The organism is Pseudomonas sp. NPDC087804, assembly GCF_044742965.1.
Lineage (GTDB): Bacteria > Pseudomonadota > Gammaproteobacteria > Pseudomonadales > Pseudomonadaceae > Aquipseudomonas > Aquipseudomonas rustica.
On sequence record NZ_JBIUVN010000008.1, the window covers coordinates 161,117 to 175,779 of the forward strand.

13 protein-coding genes are annotated in these 14,663 nt (G+C 59.7%); 3 read left to right on the forward strand and 10 right to left on the reverse strand.

Annotated elements, in window-relative coordinates:
• Positions 1 to 72: 72 nt before the first annotated feature.
• The 3 genes from ACIOMO_RS14350 to ACIOMO_RS14360 form a co-directional block, all read right to left on the reverse strand.
• Entirely contained in the window at positions 73 to 1,431 is a 1,359-nt protein-coding gene (locus ACIOMO_RS14350; RefSeq protein WP_401241477.1) for an 8-oxoguanine deaminase, read from the reverse strand.
• Between the two features lie 300 nt (positions 1,432 to 1,731).
• Positions 1,732 to 2,415 carry an SDR family oxidoreductase gene (locus tag ACIOMO_RS14355; protein ID WP_053116956.1) on the reverse strand — a complete coding sequence of 228 codons (684 nt, stop codon included), beginning with the start codon at positions 2,413 to 2,415 and terminating at the stop codon, positions 1,732 to 1,734.
• 25 nt (positions 2,416 to 2,440) lie between these two features.
• On the reverse strand, positions 2,441 to 2,791 hold the full coding sequence (locus ACIOMO_RS14360; RefSeq protein ID WP_053116957.1) for a MerR family transcriptional regulator: 351 nt from the start codon (positions 2,789 to 2,791) through the stop codon (positions 2,441 to 2,443).
• Between the two features lie 83 nt (positions 2,792 to 2,874).
• Here ACIOMO_RS14360 and ACIOMO_RS14365 point away from each other — a divergent pair, with 83 nt between their 5' ends.
• On the forward strand, positions 2,875 to 3,306 hold the full coding sequence (locus ACIOMO_RS14365) for a hypothetical protein (protein WP_401241480.1): 432 nt from the start codon (positions 2,875 to 2,877) through the stop codon (positions 3,304 to 3,306).
• A 41-nt stretch (positions 3,307 to 3,347) separates the two neighbouring features.
• On the opposite strand, the gene ACIOMO_RS14370 is transcribed toward ACIOMO_RS14365, so the two are convergent.
• The 7 genes from ACIOMO_RS14370 to ACIOMO_RS14400 all read right to left on the reverse strand — a co-directional run bounded on the left by ACIOMO_RS14370 (position 3,348) and on the right by ACIOMO_RS14400 (position 11,329).
• Positions 3,348 to 4,274, reverse strand: coding sequence for an ABC transporter permease (locus ACIOMO_RS14370; RefSeq protein WP_401241483.1), 927 nt, complete (start codon positions 4,272 to 4,274; stop codon positions 3,348 to 3,350).
• A complete protein-coding gene (locus tag ACIOMO_RS14375; protein WP_401241485.1) occupies positions 4,274 to 5,380 on the reverse strand; it encodes an ABC transporter permease in 1,107 nt (368 codons plus the stop codon). Before ACIOMO_RS14375 ends, ACIOMO_RS14370 begins: the two co-directional genes overlap by 1 nt.
• Positions 5,381 to 5,393: 13 nt before the next feature.
• A complete protein-coding gene (locus tag ACIOMO_RS14380; protein WP_401241488.1) occupies positions 5,394 to 6,941 on the reverse strand; it encodes an ABC transporter ATP-binding protein in 1,548 nt (515 codons plus the stop codon).
• Between the two features lie 607 nt (positions 6,942 to 7,548).
• Positions 7,549 to 8,130: an IMPACT family protein gene (locus ACIOMO_RS14385; RefSeq protein WP_401241491.1), complete on the reverse strand. Its 582-nt coding sequence runs from the start codon at positions 8,128 to 8,130 to the stop codon at positions 7,549 to 7,551.
• A gap of 7 nt (positions 8,131 to 8,137) precedes the next feature.
• Positions 8,138 to 8,788, reverse strand: a complete 651-nt coding sequence (locus ACIOMO_RS14390; RefSeq protein WP_008088675.1) for a TetR/AcrR family transcriptional regulator — start codon at positions 8,786 to 8,788, stop codon at positions 8,138 to 8,140.
• A gap of 88 nt (positions 8,789 to 8,876) precedes the next feature.
• Positions 8,877 to 10,265 carry a uracil-xanthine permease family protein gene (locus ACIOMO_RS14395; RefSeq protein WP_401241494.1) on the reverse strand — a complete coding sequence of 463 codons (1,389 nt, stop codon included), beginning with the start codon at positions 10,263 to 10,265 and terminating at the stop codon, positions 8,877 to 8,879.
• A 143-nt stretch (positions 10,266 to 10,408) separates the two neighbouring features.
• The gene (locus ACIOMO_RS14400) at positions 10,409 to 11,329 is read right to left on the reverse strand and encodes a LysR family transcriptional regulator (RefSeq protein ID WP_053116962.1); all 921 of its coding nucleotides are present in this window, start codon (positions 11,327 to 11,329) and stop codon (positions 10,409 to 10,411) included.
• Positions 11,330 to 11,467: 138 nt separating this feature from the next.
• Between ACIOMO_RS14400 and ACIOMO_RS14405 the strand changes: the two genes are divergently transcribed.
• Entirely contained in the window at positions 11,468 to 12,817 is a 1,350-nt protein-coding gene (locus ACIOMO_RS14405) for an aspartate aminotransferase family protein (RefSeq protein ID WP_008088681.1), read from the forward strand.
• A gap of 145 nt (positions 12,818 to 12,962) precedes the next feature.
• On the forward strand, positions 12,963 to 14,456 hold the full coding sequence (locus tag ACIOMO_RS14410) for a CoA-acylating methylmalonate-semialdehyde dehydrogenase (RefSeq protein WP_053116963.1): 1,494 nt from the start codon (positions 12,963 to 12,965) through the stop codon (positions 14,454 to 14,456).
• The last annotated feature ends 207 nt before the right edge of the window (positions 14,457 to 14,663 follow it).

Consider the following 14,663-nt stretch of genomic DNA (forward strand, 5'->3'; position numbering starts at 1 on the left):
GCTGCTGGGACGCGGAGCGTCCCGAGATGCATTCCCACGCAGAGCGTGGGAACGATCAGATGGGGAGGGGGATCAGGTGCCGGCGATCAGTTGGCGTGCCGCCTGGCTGTGATCGGCGATCAGGCCTTTGAGGTCAAGGCCTTCAACCTGGCCATCAACCACGCGCCACTTGCCGCCAATCATCACCCGATCGGCACGATCGGCGCCGCACAACAGCAGCGCCGAAATCGGATCATGGCTGCCGGAGAAACGCAGCTCATCAAGCTTGAACAACGCCAGATCCGCCTGCTTGCCCACGGCAATCTCACCAATATCGGTACGGCCCAGCAAGCTCGCCGAACCCTTGGTCGCCCAGCCCAGCACGCGTTCCGGAGTGATCTTCTCGGCGCCATAACGCAGACGCTGGATGTACAACGCCTGACGCGCTTCGAGAATCATGTTCGACGCATCGTTAGACGCCGAACCATCGACGCCCAGACCAAACAGCGCACCGGCGTCAGTCAGATCAATACTCGGGCAGATGCCGGAAGCCAGACGCATGTTCGAACTCGGGCAATGGCAGATACCGGTACCAGCCTCGCCGAGACGCGCGATTTCGTCCGGGTTGAAGTGAATACCGTGCGCCAGCCAGGTGCGCGGGCCGAGCCAGCCGACGCTGTCGAGATAATCGACGGTGCGCAGGCCGAAACGCTGCAGGCAGAAATCTTCTTCATCGAGGGTTTCAGCCAAGTGTGTGTGCAGGCGCACGTCGAGCTTGTTCGCCAGTTCAGCACTCGCCGACATGATTTCCGGGGTCACCGAGAACGGCGAGCACGGCGCCAGCGCGATCTGGATCTGCGCGCCGTCGCCACGCTCGTGGTACTCGTGAATCAGGCGCTGACTGTCGTCGAGAATCACCTGACCTTCCTGCACGGTCTGCTGCGGTGGCAGGCCGCCGTCTTTCTCGCCGAGGCTCATCGAACCGCGCGTGAGCATGGCGCGCATGCCCAGTTCACGCACGGTTTCGACTTGTACGTCGATGGCGTTTTCCAGACCGTCCGGGAACAGGTAGTGATGGTCGGCAGCGGTGGTGCAACCGGACAGCAGCAGCTCGGCCAAAGCGACTTTCGTGGCGAGGGCGAGTTTCTCAGGCGTCAGGCGCGCCCACACCGGGTACAGGGTTTTCAGCCACGGGAACAACGGCTGATTGACCACTGGGGCCCAGGCGCGGGTGAGGGTTTGATAGAAATGGTGATGGGTGTTGATCAGGCCCGGCAGGATCACATGCTCGCGGGCATCGAACACTTCATTGCACGGCGCTGACGGCTGTTTGCCGGCAGCCAGCACTTCGACGATGACACCGTCTTGCACGACTAGACCGCCACGGGCATCGAGCTCGTTGGAGGTGAAAATAGCGAGGGGATTTTTTAACCAGGTACGGGTCGCGGGCATGTTGCCGGCTCCTCTGAAAATTGGGTTCAGGGTTGCCAGCTCAGTGATGCCCTGTCTGCTGATCCAGGGTCGCCGCGGGGACGAGGTGCGCAGTTTCAAACAAAACGCCGCATCGGGCAAGCCCAACCCGACCATTCACCACACAACCAAAATACACAAACCCATGGCGATGTGATCCGACAACGCCCATTCCAGCAAATACGCAACCCTGTAGGAGCTGCCGAAGGCTGCGATCTTTTGATCTTGTTTTTTACAATCAAAAGATCGCAGCCTTCGGCAGCTCCTACAGGGGATCATCAATTACCAGGGAATGGTTTCACCCTTGTAGTTGATGAAGTGATGCCCGCCCTTGCCAGTGTACGCATTCACCTGATCAACCAACCCACGGGTGCTGGTTTCCACATCCAGATCCGCGCCTTCGCCACCCATGTCCGTCTTCACCCAACCCGGATGCAACGACAACACGGTCATCTTCTGCTCGCCCAACTGCGTGATAAAACTGTTGGTCATCGAATTCAGCGCAGCCTTGCTCGCTTTGTACAACGCCAGCTCCGGCGCGTCCGGCACGGTCACGCTGCCCAGCCCGGAACTCATGAACGCCAGCACGCCGCTGCCGTCACGAATCTGCCCGACAAAACGCTGGGCCAGATTGATCGGTGCCACGGCGTTGGTGAAGAACAACTGACCGACTTCAGCCAATGTCGCGCCGCCCGGGGTCTGATCGACCGGGCCTTTGACCCCGGCGTTGACGAACAGCAGGTCGAAGGTTTCGCCTTTGAGCTGTTGGCTCAGGGCGATCACCGCTTGCTGATCGTCCATGTCGAGCTTCTCGATCCGCACCTTGCCTAATGCTTGAAGCGCATCGGCATTGGCAGGATTGCGCACGGTGGCGGTGACTTGCCAGCCATCAGCCAGCAGGGTTTTCACCAGACCGAGGCCCAGGCCCCGGGAGGCGCCGATGATCAGTGCGTTTTTTGCAGACATGAGGGGCTTCCTTGATGAATGAGGATCATGGATTCAATGGACAGGCCTGACCGAGCCGAAGTTGCAGCTCTTGCCGCAGCACGTCGAGTTCGCTCATGCGGGTTTCGATCAGTTGCAGTTTGTCGCGCAGAAGTTGCGCCACGGCGTTGTCCGGATCGGGCGCGTTCCACAACGCCGCGACACTGTCACCGATCTCGCCGAGGGTAAATCCCAGGCGCTGCGCGGTTTTGATGTAGAGCACCAGTTGCACCATCTCCGGTGGATAGTCGCGGTAACCGTTGGCGCTACGCTGCGCCGCAATCAGCCCGCGCTGCTCGTAGAAACGCAGGGTGTCACGGCTGACGGCGCTGGCTTGGGCTAATTCACCGATGCGCATGGCAACTCTCAAAAGGGCTATTGACCCTGGAGCATACTCCAGGCTTTACCGTGCTTGCTCCCTGAATTTCTGGAGCATGGATGATGTGGACTTCAACGCAGTATCGCCACGTGGTGCGCGGCAGTGCCTGGTATGACTTGATCGTTACTGCGGCTTTTGCCACGCCGTGGAGTTTTGCGCTTGTGCACGGGTTGTTGAGTGCACTGGATTTGCCCGGCGAATTGCCGGCGTTTCAGCCTGTGCACATGTTGATGGCGAATCTGTTGGGTTCGGTGGTGTGCGTGTGGGCGGTGCTGCGGATTCGTGATCCGCAGGCGCTTTATGGACGGTATGACGCGGTGGCGCGGTTTTTGTTTGCGGCTTGGCAAGCGTATGCCTTGCTGCACGGTGCCAGTTCGATTCTGATTGTTTTCCTGGTCTTTGAACTGGCGTGGGGCGTTGCTCAGGTGTTGCCTGTGAGGGCGCCTTCGCTGGCAAGCCATGCTCCTACAGGTGATGCAGCGCTTTCTCTGTAGGAGCAAGGCTTGCCCGCGATAGGGCCAACAAGGTCAACGCATTAATGCCCGGCCTGCCACGGTTGCCCCAACGAAACCGGTGCATACAACCGCGTACGCACCGCATCCCGCGACAACAGCACCAATACCAAAATCGTCGCCACATACGGCAGCATCGCCAGCAAACTCGACGGAATCGCCAGCCCCAACCCCTGCGCGACCAAATGCAGGATGCTGGCGAGGCCAAACAGATACGCCCCGAGCAACAACCGCCACACCCGCCAACTGGCAAACACCACCAGCGCCAACGCGATCCAGCCACGCCCGGCGGTCATGTTTTCCGCCCACATCGGCGTATACGCCAGCGACAAATAAGCCCCGGCCAACCCGGCCATCGCTCCACCAAACAGCACCGCTAGAGTACGCACGGTCAAGACCGGCAAGCCCATCGCACTGGCCGCATCCGGGTTCTCGCCCACGGCTTGAATGATCAACCCGACACGACTTTTGATGATCACCCACGCCACCAGCGCAAACAGCGCGAACGACAGATACACCAGCAGATCCTGAGCGAATAACATCCGCCCGATCAGCGGAATCTCACTCAGATAAGGAATCGCCAACGGCTCGAAACCGGCCAGTGGTTTCCCGACCCAGGCCGCGCCGACAAAGGTCGACAGCCCGACACCAAAAATCGTCAGCGCCAACCCGGTCGCCACCTGATTGGCATTGAACACCAGCGCCACCAGCGCAAACAGTGACGACAACAACATCCCGGCGAACATCGCCAACAACACGCCAAGCCACAGGTTGCCGCTGTTCAGCGCGACGATAAAACCGATCACCGCGCCAAACAGCATCATCCCTTCCTGCCCAAGATTGAGCACGCCGCTCTTCTCGCAGATCAGCTCACCTAGCGCCACCAGCAACAGCGGCGTGCCGCAACGCACCATGGCGTAGAAAATATTGCTCAACAGATCGATATCCATCACAGCGCTCCAGCGGTTACGGCGGTGGTCGACGTGCGCTTCACCCAGCGCAGGTTCAGGCGTGGCCGATAGAGGATCAGCACGTCACAGGCGAGCAGGAAAAACAGCATCATTCCCTGGAACAACTGGGTGATCGCCTGCGGCAGATTCATCGTCATTTGCGCGCTCTCGCCACCGATGTACAGCAGCGCCATCAACAGACTGGAGAACAGAATCCCGATCGGATTGAGGCGTCCGAGAAACGCCACGGTAATCGCCGCATAGCCGTAACCCGGCGAAACCTGCGGCACCAATTGACCTATCGGCCCGGTGACTTCGCAGACACCGGCGAGCCCGGCCAAACCGCCGCTGATCAACAGCGCGAGCCAGATCAAACGCTTCTCGCGAAAGCCGACAAACCCCGCCGCACGCTTGTCTAGCCCGAGCACTTTGATCTGGAAACCGACAAAGCTTTTCTGCAACAACACCCACACCGCGACCAGTGCGAGCAGGGCGAAATACACCCCGGCGTGCACGCGGCCATCCTCCATCAACAACGGCAAACGGCTCGCGTCGCCGAACATCGCCGACTCGGGAAAGTTGAATCCGGCCGGATCCTTCAGCGGCCCGTGCACGCAGAACAGCAGCAGGTTCAGCGCGATGTAATTGAGCATGATGCTGGTGAGAATTTCGTTGGCGTTGAAGCGCGTGCGCAACCATGCGGTCAGCCCGGCCCACGCCGCGCCGGCGAGGGTGCCGGTAAGCAGAATCAACACCAGCGCCCAACGGCTTTGCATGTCGATAATGTTTACCGCCAACGCACTGCCGGCGAGGGCACCGAGGAGCAATTGACCTTCGGCGCCGATGTTCCAGATCCGCGCCTGATAGGCCACCGCCAGGCCCAGCGCGCAGAGCAGAATCGGCAGCGCCTTGACCAGTAATTCGGAGACGCCATACAAATCGCTGACCGGCGCGATCAGCAGCGTGTGCAAGGTTTGCAGCGGGTCGTGGCCGAGGGCGATAAACAGCAGCGAGCCGCAACCGAGCGTCAGCGCCGCCGCCAGTAACGGCGAGCACCACAGCATCAAGCGTGATTGCTGGCCACGGGGTTCGAGAGAAAGCAGCATGTTTGAAACTCCGTTAAACCGTGGCGGCAGAAGGTGGGTTGTCGAACTGGCCGGCCATCCAGCCGCCGACGTCGCTGAGTTGCGTATCGGTGGTGTTGTGCAGCGCCGACAGGCGTCCGCCACACAAGGCGCCGAGGCGGTCGCTGATCTGGAACAGTTCGTCGAGGTCTTCAGAAATCACCAGAATCGCTGCGCCGGCATCGCGCAACGCGATCAGTGCACGGTGGATGGTCGCGGCGGCGCCGACATCGACGCCCCAGGTCGGATGCGCGGCGATCAGCAGTTTCGGTTGCTGAAGGATTTCCCGGCCGAGGATGAATTTCTGCAGGTTGCCGCCAGAGAGGCTGCGCGCAGCGGTTTGCGCGTCCGGGGTTTTCACGCCGAAGCGCTGAATGATTTGTTGGGCGAGGGCTTCGACTTTGCCGCGTTCGATCAAACCGTGGCTGACCAAGCCTTGTTGGAAAGCGGTGAGCAGGGCGTTGTCCGCCAGGCTCAATTCCGGCACCGCGCCGTGGCCGAGGCGCTCGGCGGGGACGAACGCCAAGCCCAATTTGCGTCGCGCGTCCGGGCGCAGATCGGCGACGTGTTGCTCGGCGAATCGAATGGTTGCAGCTTCCGCCCGAGGCAAGGTTTGTTCGCCACTGAGCAAGGCGAGCAACTCATCCTGGCCATTGCCCGCAACCCCGGCGATACCGACGATTTCACCGCTGCGTACCTGCAGATCTATGCCAGTCAGCGAACAGCCGAACGGATCGGGGTTGTGCCAGCTCAAGCCCTTCACCTGCAAAAACGCCGCGCCGCCGCTGACTTTCGGATAGTCACCAATCAACGCCGCCGCTTCGCCAACCATCAACTGCGCCAGCTGCTGATCCGAGCATTCGGCCGGCACGCAATGCCCGGCCACGCGCCCGCCGCGCAGAACCGTCGCGCTATGACACAGCGCGCGTACTTCGCCGAGCTTGTGGCTGATAAACAGAATGCTGCAGCCTTCGGCGGCGAGACGGCGCAGGGTGATGAACAATTCTTCCGCCTCCTGCGGTGTCAGCACTGACGTCGGTTCGTCGAGGATCAGCAGACGAATGTCCTGCATCAGGCAGCGAATGATTTCCACGCGCTGCCGCTCGCCGATCGACAGACTGTGGACAAGTCGCTCCGGCTCCAGCGCCATGCCATAACGGCGCGACACTTCGCGAATTTTCGGTTCCAGTTGTTTCGGCGTGCCGGCCGCCGCGCCCATCGCCAGCGCGATGTTCTGCGCGACGCTGAGGGTTTCGAACAGGGAGAAATGCTGGAACACCATGCCGATGCCCAACTGCCGTGCCTGCGCCGGATTGCGGATGTTGACGCGTTGGTCTTGCCAGAGCATTTCCCCGGCGTCGGCCTGGGTGACGCCGTAGATGATCTTCATCAACGTACTTTTGCCCGCACCGTTTTCCCCGAGCAGGGCGTGAATTTCTCCGGGCGCGATGCTCAGGTCGATGGCATCGTTGGCCAGACAACCGGGGTAGCGTTTGCTGATGTGGCGCAGTTGCAGGCGCGCAGGAGTAGAAGCAATTGGCATGACAGGCTCGACTTGCTTGGAGTTGTGCCTGTGGATAAAGCAATTTCCTGGCCATTGAGTCAGGAACCCGAGCGGGCTGCGGGTGGCAGCGCTCGGCGCAGAGCATTGCGCTGAAAATCGACGGGATTTGCAGCACCAAATCGGAGCAAAGGTGTTGATCGGGCTCCAGTTTTGCCCGGCAGCAACTGATCAAAAAACGAGCAAACCCTTGGGAGCTAGGCAGAACCTGCGACTGCGGCGGTCATGAACGGGTTATCCACAGGTTGCTCCACAGTTATTGTGCGCAAGCCGAAACGCCGGGCATAAGCACTGTGGTGCTTTCTTCTAATGGTGATAAACGCGGCTAACTGATTGTTTCTGCTTGAAAATTACATTTCGTCGGGCAAATTGAACGAAAAGTGAACAAACCGCGCAAAGCCACGTGACAGAAGGGTTACAGCGTTATGTGCTCAGGTTATCCACAGTCGGGTGCACAGCAGATGTGGGCAAGTTTGCGAAATATGAAATTTCGCATCCGCCCCAAAACATCGCAGCCTTCGGCAACTCCTACAGGGAAACGCATTTCAATTGTAGGAGCTGCGGAACGCTGCGATCTTTTGACCTTGCTTCACCGCTGCAACAAAATCCGCCCACGACTCAAATCCGCCAACTGCCCCTGCAACACCGAAATCTGCGCCTCACCCACCGCCAACTTCAACTCAACCCCATTCGCCGTAAAATTCTCTTCCACCACCAACCCACCCAAATCCGCCACCCGCACCTTCACCAAAGCCAACTCGGCAAACCCGCAGGCACAACTCAACGCCACCCGACTGATCAACTCAACCTTCGCCGCCGTCTGCAAACACTTGTTCGCCCCACCGCCATAGGCCCGGGCCAAACCACCAGTGCCGAGTTGAATCCCGCCGTACCAACGAATCACCAACACCGCGACCTGATCACAATCCTGCGCTTCAATCGCCGCCAATATCGGTCGCCCAGCAGTACCACCCGGTTCGCCATCGTCATTGCTGCGGTATTGATCGCCGAGTTTCCACGCCCAGCAATTGTGCGAAGCATTCAAATCGCTGTGCTGTTCAAAGAACGCCTGCGCATCAGCAGGACTGCCGATCGGTGCGGCAAAAGTGATAAAGCGGCTTTTGCGAATCTCTTCGCGGTACTCGCAAAAACCGCTGAGGGTGAAAGGCATAAACGTCTTATAGAGAAGGAGTGAGGCCGCAGCCTTTGAGAATGATGCGGATCAGGTTGTTGCCGGCGTCTTCCATGTCCTGCTTGGTCAACTTGCTGCGACCGCTGACGCGACAGATCTGCGTGGCGAAATCGGCGTAATGCTGGGTGCTGCCCCACAACAAAAAGATCAGGTGCACCGGATCGACCGCGTCCATTTTGCCCGCATCGATCCACGCCTGAAACACTGCCGCACGGCCGGTGAACCAGGCGCGGTAATCCTGATTGAAATATTCGGTCAGGCATTCGCCGCCGCTGATCACTTCCATCGCAAAGATTCGCGAGGCTTGCGGCTGGCGACGGGAAAATTCCATCTTGGCGCGGATGTAACGGGTCAGCGCCTCGGCCGGATCGTCCTCGGCGGTGAGCGTGTTGAAGGTGCTGTCCCACAGCTCGATGATGTTGCTCAACACCGCCACGTACAAACCGAGTTTGTTGGTGAAGTAGTAATGCAGGTTCGCCTTGGGCAACCCGGCATTCTGCGCGATGGTGTTCATGCTGGTGCCTTTGTACCCGTGACGGGCGAACTCGTCTTCGGCGGCTTTGAGGATGGTCTCTTCGTTCTTCTGACGAATGCGGCTGGCGGGTTTGCCGCCGTGGGCTGGGACTTCAAAGGTCATAGGCACTTCCGGGTTTGTCTGTGGGTGCAACCAGTTGCGTTGATAGCGCACCCACAGGCATCCGACAAGTCTTTGCGCGATAAAACCGTTACGCCTGTTCGATCTTGTTCAGCGGCGCGTGCGCTTCAGCGGCTTCGGTTTTCGACTCCGGCAGCAACAGGCACAGGATAATGGCGGTCAGGCCACCGCTGGTGATCGCCGAGTCGAACAGGTTTTGCACCAGTTTCGGCAGCAGGTGCAGCAGGTTCGGTTGCGCGGCGATGCCCAGACCAACGCCGAACGATGTGGCGATGATCAACATGCTGCGCCGATCCAGCGACGACTGCGCGAGGATGCGCACGCCGGCCGCAGCCACCGCGCCGAACATCACCAGAGTCGCGCCGCCGAGTACCGGTTTCGGGATCTGTTGCAGCACCGCGCCGATCATCGGAAACAGTCCGAGACAAAACAGGATCGCACCGATGTACAGCCCGACGTAACGGCTGGCGACGCCGGTCAACTGGATCACGCCGTTGTTCTGCGCAAACGTGGTATTGGGGAAAGCGCTGAAGGTCGCGGCGATCATGCAGCTGACGCCATCACCGAGCACGCCACCGCGCAGGCGGCTTATATAAGAAGGGCCGCTGATCGGCTGACGAGCGAGCATGCAGTTGGCAGTGAGGTCGCCGACGGTTTCGATGGTGCTGATCAGATAAATCAGCGCGACCGGCAGGAAAGCTGTCCAGTCGAAGCTGAATCCGAACTTGAACGGCGTAGGAAAACTCACCAGCGGCAAGTCAGGCAATGGCTGCGGCACCAGTTTCCCACTGAACCACGCGGCCAGACTGCCGAGCACCAATCCGATGATGATCGCCGACAAGCGCACCCACGGCGTGCTCGAGCGGTTGAGCAGAATGATCGTCAGCAGCACGAACACGCCCAACGCCAGATTGCCCGGCGCACCGAAGTCCGGCGCGTTGAAGCCGCCTCCGAGATCAGTGATGCCAACTTTGATCAGACTGATGCCGATCAGGGTGATGACGATCCCGGTCACCAGCGGCGTAACGACTCGACGCAATTGCCCGATGAAACGGCTGAGGACGATCTGCACGATCGCGCCGAAAAAGCACACGCCGAAGATCATCGCCAGAATGTCTTCCGGGCTGCCGCCGCGTTGCTTGACCAGAAACCCGGCCGACAGCACCGCACCGAGAAAGGCGAAACTGGTGCCTTGCAGACAAATCATCCCCGCGCCGATGCCGAACGGCCGCCGCGCCTGAATAAAGGTGCCGACGCCCGACACCATCAACGCCATGCTGATCAGGTACGGCAAATACGCGGTCAGCCCGAGGGCCGAACCAATCACCAATGGCGGGGTGATGATGCCGACGAAACTGGCGAGCACGTGTTGCAGCGCGGCAAGGGTGGCGGCGAGTGGTTTGGGGCGGTCGTTGAGGCCGTAGATCAAGTCGCTGGACGGTGCGGAATCTGGCTGCATGGCTTAAGGCTTCTTATCAAAGGAACGAAGTAATTCCCCCTCTGCAAAAACCTGTCCACTTGCTCAACTTATTTTCTCTGTAGGAGCTGCCGAAGGCTGCGATCCCTTGATCTTGCTGTACTCCACCAACATCGCAATCCCGATCAACGCGTTGCCGCCAGACTCTCCAAAAAGCTCTCCAGCACCAAATGAGGGCGCCGCCCCTTGCGCGTGACCGATGCCAGACTCAAATCGTAAAACCGCGTCCCTGCTTTCAAAGCACGCAAACGCCCCTGCTGCACCCAAAGGCTGGCGTAATGATCCGGCAGATAACCAATGTATCGCCCGGTCAAAATCAAAAACGCCATGCCTTCCCGGTCAGAAGCACTGGCGGTGCAATTGAGCGCCTGGTAATGCGCCTGAATATCCGCCGGCAAACGAAACGTCGGCGCAATCGCGTCCTGACTGTTCAAGCGTTCGTCATCCAGTTGCTTGTCATCAACATAAAACAGCGGATGGCCCACCGCGCAATAAAGCAGCGAACGCTCGCTGTACAGCGGCTGATATTCCAGTCCCGACAAGGCACTGGCCTGCGGCACCACGCCGACATGCAGGCGGCCATCGAGCACACCTTGCTCGACTTCGTTCGGCGCAATCATGCGGATCTGAATCTGCACATCCGGCCCGCGCTCCTTCAGTTGTGCGAGGGCGTGGGTGATGCGCATGTGGGGGAGGGTGACGAGGTTGTCGGTCAGGCCGATGATCAACTCGCCGCGCAAATGCTGGTGCAGGCCGTTGACCTCGGTGCGGAAACTTTCCAGCGCACTTAATAGCTGCAACGCCGATTGATAGACCTCGCGACCTTCCTCTGTCAGCGAAAATCCGGCGCGACCACGCTGGCATAGACGCAAACCGAGGCGCTGCTCCAGATCACTCATCTGTTGGCTGATCGCCGAGCGACCGATACCGAGCACGGTTTCCGCCGCCGAGAAGCCGCCGCACTCGACCACGCTGCGAAAAATCCGTAGCAGGCGAATATCAAAGTCACTGACCTGGGCCAGCGGATCGGGGCGGCGGCTGCTCATTTTATTGTTCTCATTGTTTAGCAAAGTTCTAACTGAAGGTTAGAAGAGTTGGATTTCACCGACTTTATCGCCGTGGCAATTTAGCTGCAACAACGCTTTTTATCTCCCTGACGCTTATGCCCTGCGAGGTTTTGCCCGATGAACATGCCTGAAAACGCTCAGTCGCCACTGGCCAGCCAACTGAAGCTGGACGCGCACTGGATGCCGTACACCGCCAACCGTAACTTCCAGCGCGATCCGCGTTTGATCGTTGGCGCCGAAGGCAGCTGGCTGATCGACGACAAGGGCCGCCGGGTATACGACTCGCTGTCCGGTCTGTGGACGTGCGGCGCTGGACACACCCGTAAGGAAATTCAGGAAGCGGTCTCCAAACAGTTGGGCACCCTCGATTACTCGCCGGGCTTCCAGTACGGTCACCCGCTGTCGTTCCAGTTGGCCGAGAAAATCACCGAGCTGACCCCGGGCAATCTGAATCACGTGTTCTTCACCGACTCGGGTTCCGAGTGCGCCGACACCGCGGTGAAAATGGTGCGTGCCTACTGGCGCCTGAAAGGTCAGGCGACCAAAACCAAAATGATCGGCCGTGCCCGTGGTTACCACGGTGTGAATATCGCCGGCACCAGCCTCGGCGGTGTCAATGGCAACCGCAAGCTGTTCGGTCAGGCGATGATGGACGTCGATCACCTGCCGCATACGCTGCTGGCGAGCAATGCGTTCTCCCGTGGCATGCCGGAGCAGGGCGGCATCGCTTTGGCCGATGAGCTGCTGAAGCTGATCGAACTGCACGATGCTTCGAACATCGCTGCGGTATTCGTTGAACCGATGGCCGGTTCCGCTGGCGTACTCGTGCCGCCACAGGGTTACCTGAAACGTCTGCGCGAGATCTGCGATCAGCACAACATCCTGCTGGTGTTCGACGAAGTGATCACCGGTTTCGGTCGTACCGGCAATATGTTCGGCGCCGACACCTTTGGCGTCACACCGGACCTGATGTGCATCGCCAAGCAAGTCACCAACGGCGCGATCCCGATGGGCGCGGTGATTGCCAGCTCTGAGATCTATCAGACGTTCATGAATCAGCCGACCCCGGAATACGCCGTGGAATTCCCGCACGGCTACACCTACTCGGCGCACCCGGTGGCTTGCGCCGCCGGCCTGGCAGCACTCGACCTGCTGCAAAAAGAAAACCTGGTGCAGAGCGTCGCTGAAGTCGCGCCGCATTTCGAAAACGCGCTGCATGGCCTGAAAGGCTCGAAGCACGTCATCGACATTCGTAACTTCGGCCTGGCCGGTGCGATCCAGATTGCCGGTCGTGACGGCGACGCCATCGTGCGTCCGTTCGAAGCGGGCATGGCTCTGTGGAAAGCCGGGTTCTACGTACGTTTCGGCGGCGACACCCTGCAGTTCGGCCCAACCTTCAACAGCAAGCCGCAAGACCTCGATCGTCTGTTCGACGCGGTCGGCGAAGTGCTGAACAAGCTCGACTGATTCCACGCAGAACCTGTGGGAGCCGAGCTTGCTCGCGAAGGCGTTCTGAAGAGCGCCAAAGACATCCGGCTCCCCCACAAAGCTACCTATATATAGAAGGCGCCCTTCAATGGGCGCCCGCTGAACAAAAATTCAGGAGTTTTCGATGAGCGTTATCCCGCATTTGATCAATGGCGAACTGGTGACTGAGAACGGTCGCGCGGTTGATGTGTTCAACCCGTCCACCGGTCAGGCTATCCACAAGCTGCCACTAGCCACCCGCGAAACCATCCAGAAAGCCATCGATGCCGCCAAGGCTGCGTTCCCGGCCTGGCGCAACACGCCACCGGCCAAACGTGCCCAGGTGATGTTCCGCTTCAAGCAACTGCTCGAGCAGAACGAAGCGCGCATCTCGCAACTGATCAGCGAAGAACACGGCAAGACCCTCGAAGACGCCGCCGGTGAACTGAAGCGCGGCATCGAGAACGTCGAGTTCGCCTGCGCCGCCCCGGAAATCCTCAAGGGCGAGTACAGCCGCAACGTCGGCCCGAACATCGACGCATGGTCGGACTTCCAGCCGCTGGGCATCGTTGCCGGTATCACCCCGTTCAACTTCCCGGCCATGGTGCCGCTGTGGATGTACCCGCTGGCGATCGTCTGCGGCAACTGCTTCATCCTCAAGCCGTCCGAGCGTGACCCGAGCTCGACATTGCTGATCGCTCAGTTGCTGCTGGAAGCCGGTTTGCCGAAAGGCGTGATGAGCGTGGTGCACGGTGACAAGACTGCCGTGGACGCGTTGATCGAAGCGCCGGAAGTCAAAGCGCTGAGCTTCGTCGGCTCGACGCCAATTGCTGAATACATCTATGCCGAAGGCACCAAGCGCGGCAAACGCGTGCAGGCACTGGGTGGCGCGAAGAACCATGCAGTGCTGATGCCGGATGCCGATCTGGATAACGCGGTCAGCGCACTGATGGGCGCGGCGTACGGTTCGTGCGGCGAGCGTTGCATGGCGATTTCTGTTGCCGTGTGTGTTGGCGACCAGGTGGCGGATGCGCTGGTGGCGAAACTGGTGCCACAGATTCAGGCGCTGAAAATCGGTGCCGGCACTTCCTGCGGTCTGGACATGGGCCCACTGGTCACCGGTCAGGCGCGCGACAAAGTCAGCGGTTACGTAGATGACGGCGTGGCAGCGGGCGCGACTTTGGTGGTCGACGGCCGTGGTTTCAGCGTGGCCGGTCATGAAGAAGGCTTCTTCCTTGGTGGCTGCCTGTTCGACAACGTCACTCCGGAAATGCGCATCTATAAAGAAGAGATCTTCGGCCCGGTACTGTGCATCGTTCGCGTGAACAGCCTGGAAGAGGCCATGCAACTGATCAACGATCACGAATACGGCAACGGCACCTGCATCTTTACCCGTGACGGTGAAGCGGCGCGTCTGTTCTGCGACGAGATCGAAGTCGGCATGGTTGGCGTCAACGTGCCGCTGCCAGTACCGGTGGCTTACCACAGCTTCGGCGGCTGGAAGCGTTCGCTGTTTGGCGACCTCCACGCTTATGGTCCGGACGGCGTGCGCTTCTACACCCGTCGCAAAGCGATCACCCAGCGCTGGCCGCAACGTGCGAGCCACGAGGCTTCGCAGTTCGCCTTCCCTAGCTTGTAAGTAGAAGGGCAGGGCAACGAAGGCCGACCCCTTGGGGTCGGCCTTTGTTTTTCCGGGCTTTTTGACCAATGTGACAGAAATATGAAAATAGACGTTGACGGCAGATCCCAGACGTCTATAATTCGCCCCACTTCCGGCGCAGTCGAAACGGAAAACTCCTTGAGATTCAATGAGTTACGCAGTTTTCGGCAGCAGGTTGCTTCAGTT

What these genes read in the sequence shown, in the direction of transcription:
- ACIOMO_RS14365 (WP_401241480.1), top strand. Translation starts at nt 2,875, where the DNA reads ATGTGGACTTCAACGCAGTATCGCCACGTGGTGCGCGGCAGTGCCTGG.
- ACIOMO_RS14380 (WP_401241488.1), bottom strand. Translation starts at nt 6,941, where the DNA reads ATGCCAATTGCTTCTACTCCTGCGCGCCTGCAACTGCGCCACATCAGC.
- ACIOMO_RS14410 (WP_053116963.1), top strand. Translation starts at nt 12,963, where the DNA reads ATGAGCGTTATCCCGCATTTGATCAATGGCGAACTGGTGACTGAGAAC.
- ACIOMO_RS14375 (WP_401241485.1), bottom strand. Translation starts at nt 5,380, where the DNA reads ATGCTGCTTTCTCTCGAACCCCGTGGCCAGCAATCACGCTTGATGCTG.
- ACIOMO_RS14370 (WP_401241483.1), bottom strand. Translation starts at nt 4,274, where the DNA reads ATGGATATCGATCTGTTGAGCAATATTTTCTACGCCATGGTGCGTTGC.
- ACIOMO_RS14385 (WP_401241491.1), bottom strand. Translation starts at nt 8,130, where the DNA reads ATGCCTTTCACCCTCAGCGGTTTTTGCGAGTACCGCGAAGAGATTCGC.
- ACIOMO_RS14400 (WP_053116962.1), bottom strand. Translation starts at nt 11,329, where the DNA reads ATGAGCAGCCGCCGCCCCGATCCGCTGGCCCAGGTCAGTGACTTTGAT.
- ACIOMO_RS14350 (WP_401241477.1), bottom strand. Translation starts at nt 1,431, where the DNA reads ATGCCCGCGACCCGTACCTGGTTAAAAAATCCCCTCGCTATTTTCACC.
- ACIOMO_RS14355 (WP_053116956.1), bottom strand. Translation starts at nt 2,415, where the DNA reads ATGTCTGCAAAAAACGCACTGATCATCGGCGCCTCCCGGGGCCTGGGC.
- ACIOMO_RS14405 (WP_008088681.1), top strand. Translation starts at nt 11,468, where the DNA reads ATGAACATGCCTGAAAACGCTCAGTCGCCACTGGCCAGCCAACTGAAG.
- ACIOMO_RS14360 (WP_053116957.1), bottom strand. Translation starts at nt 2,791, where the DNA reads ATGCGCATCGGTGAATTAGCCCAAGCCAGCGCCGTCAGCCGTGACACC.
- ACIOMO_RS14395 (WP_401241494.1), bottom strand. Translation starts at nt 10,265, where the DNA reads ATGCAGCCAGATTCCGCACCGTCCAGCGACTTGATCTACGGCCTCAAC.
- ACIOMO_RS14390 (WP_008088675.1), bottom strand. Translation starts at nt 8,788, where the DNA reads ATGACCTTTGAAGTCCCAGCCCACGGCGGCAAACCCGCCAGCCGCATT.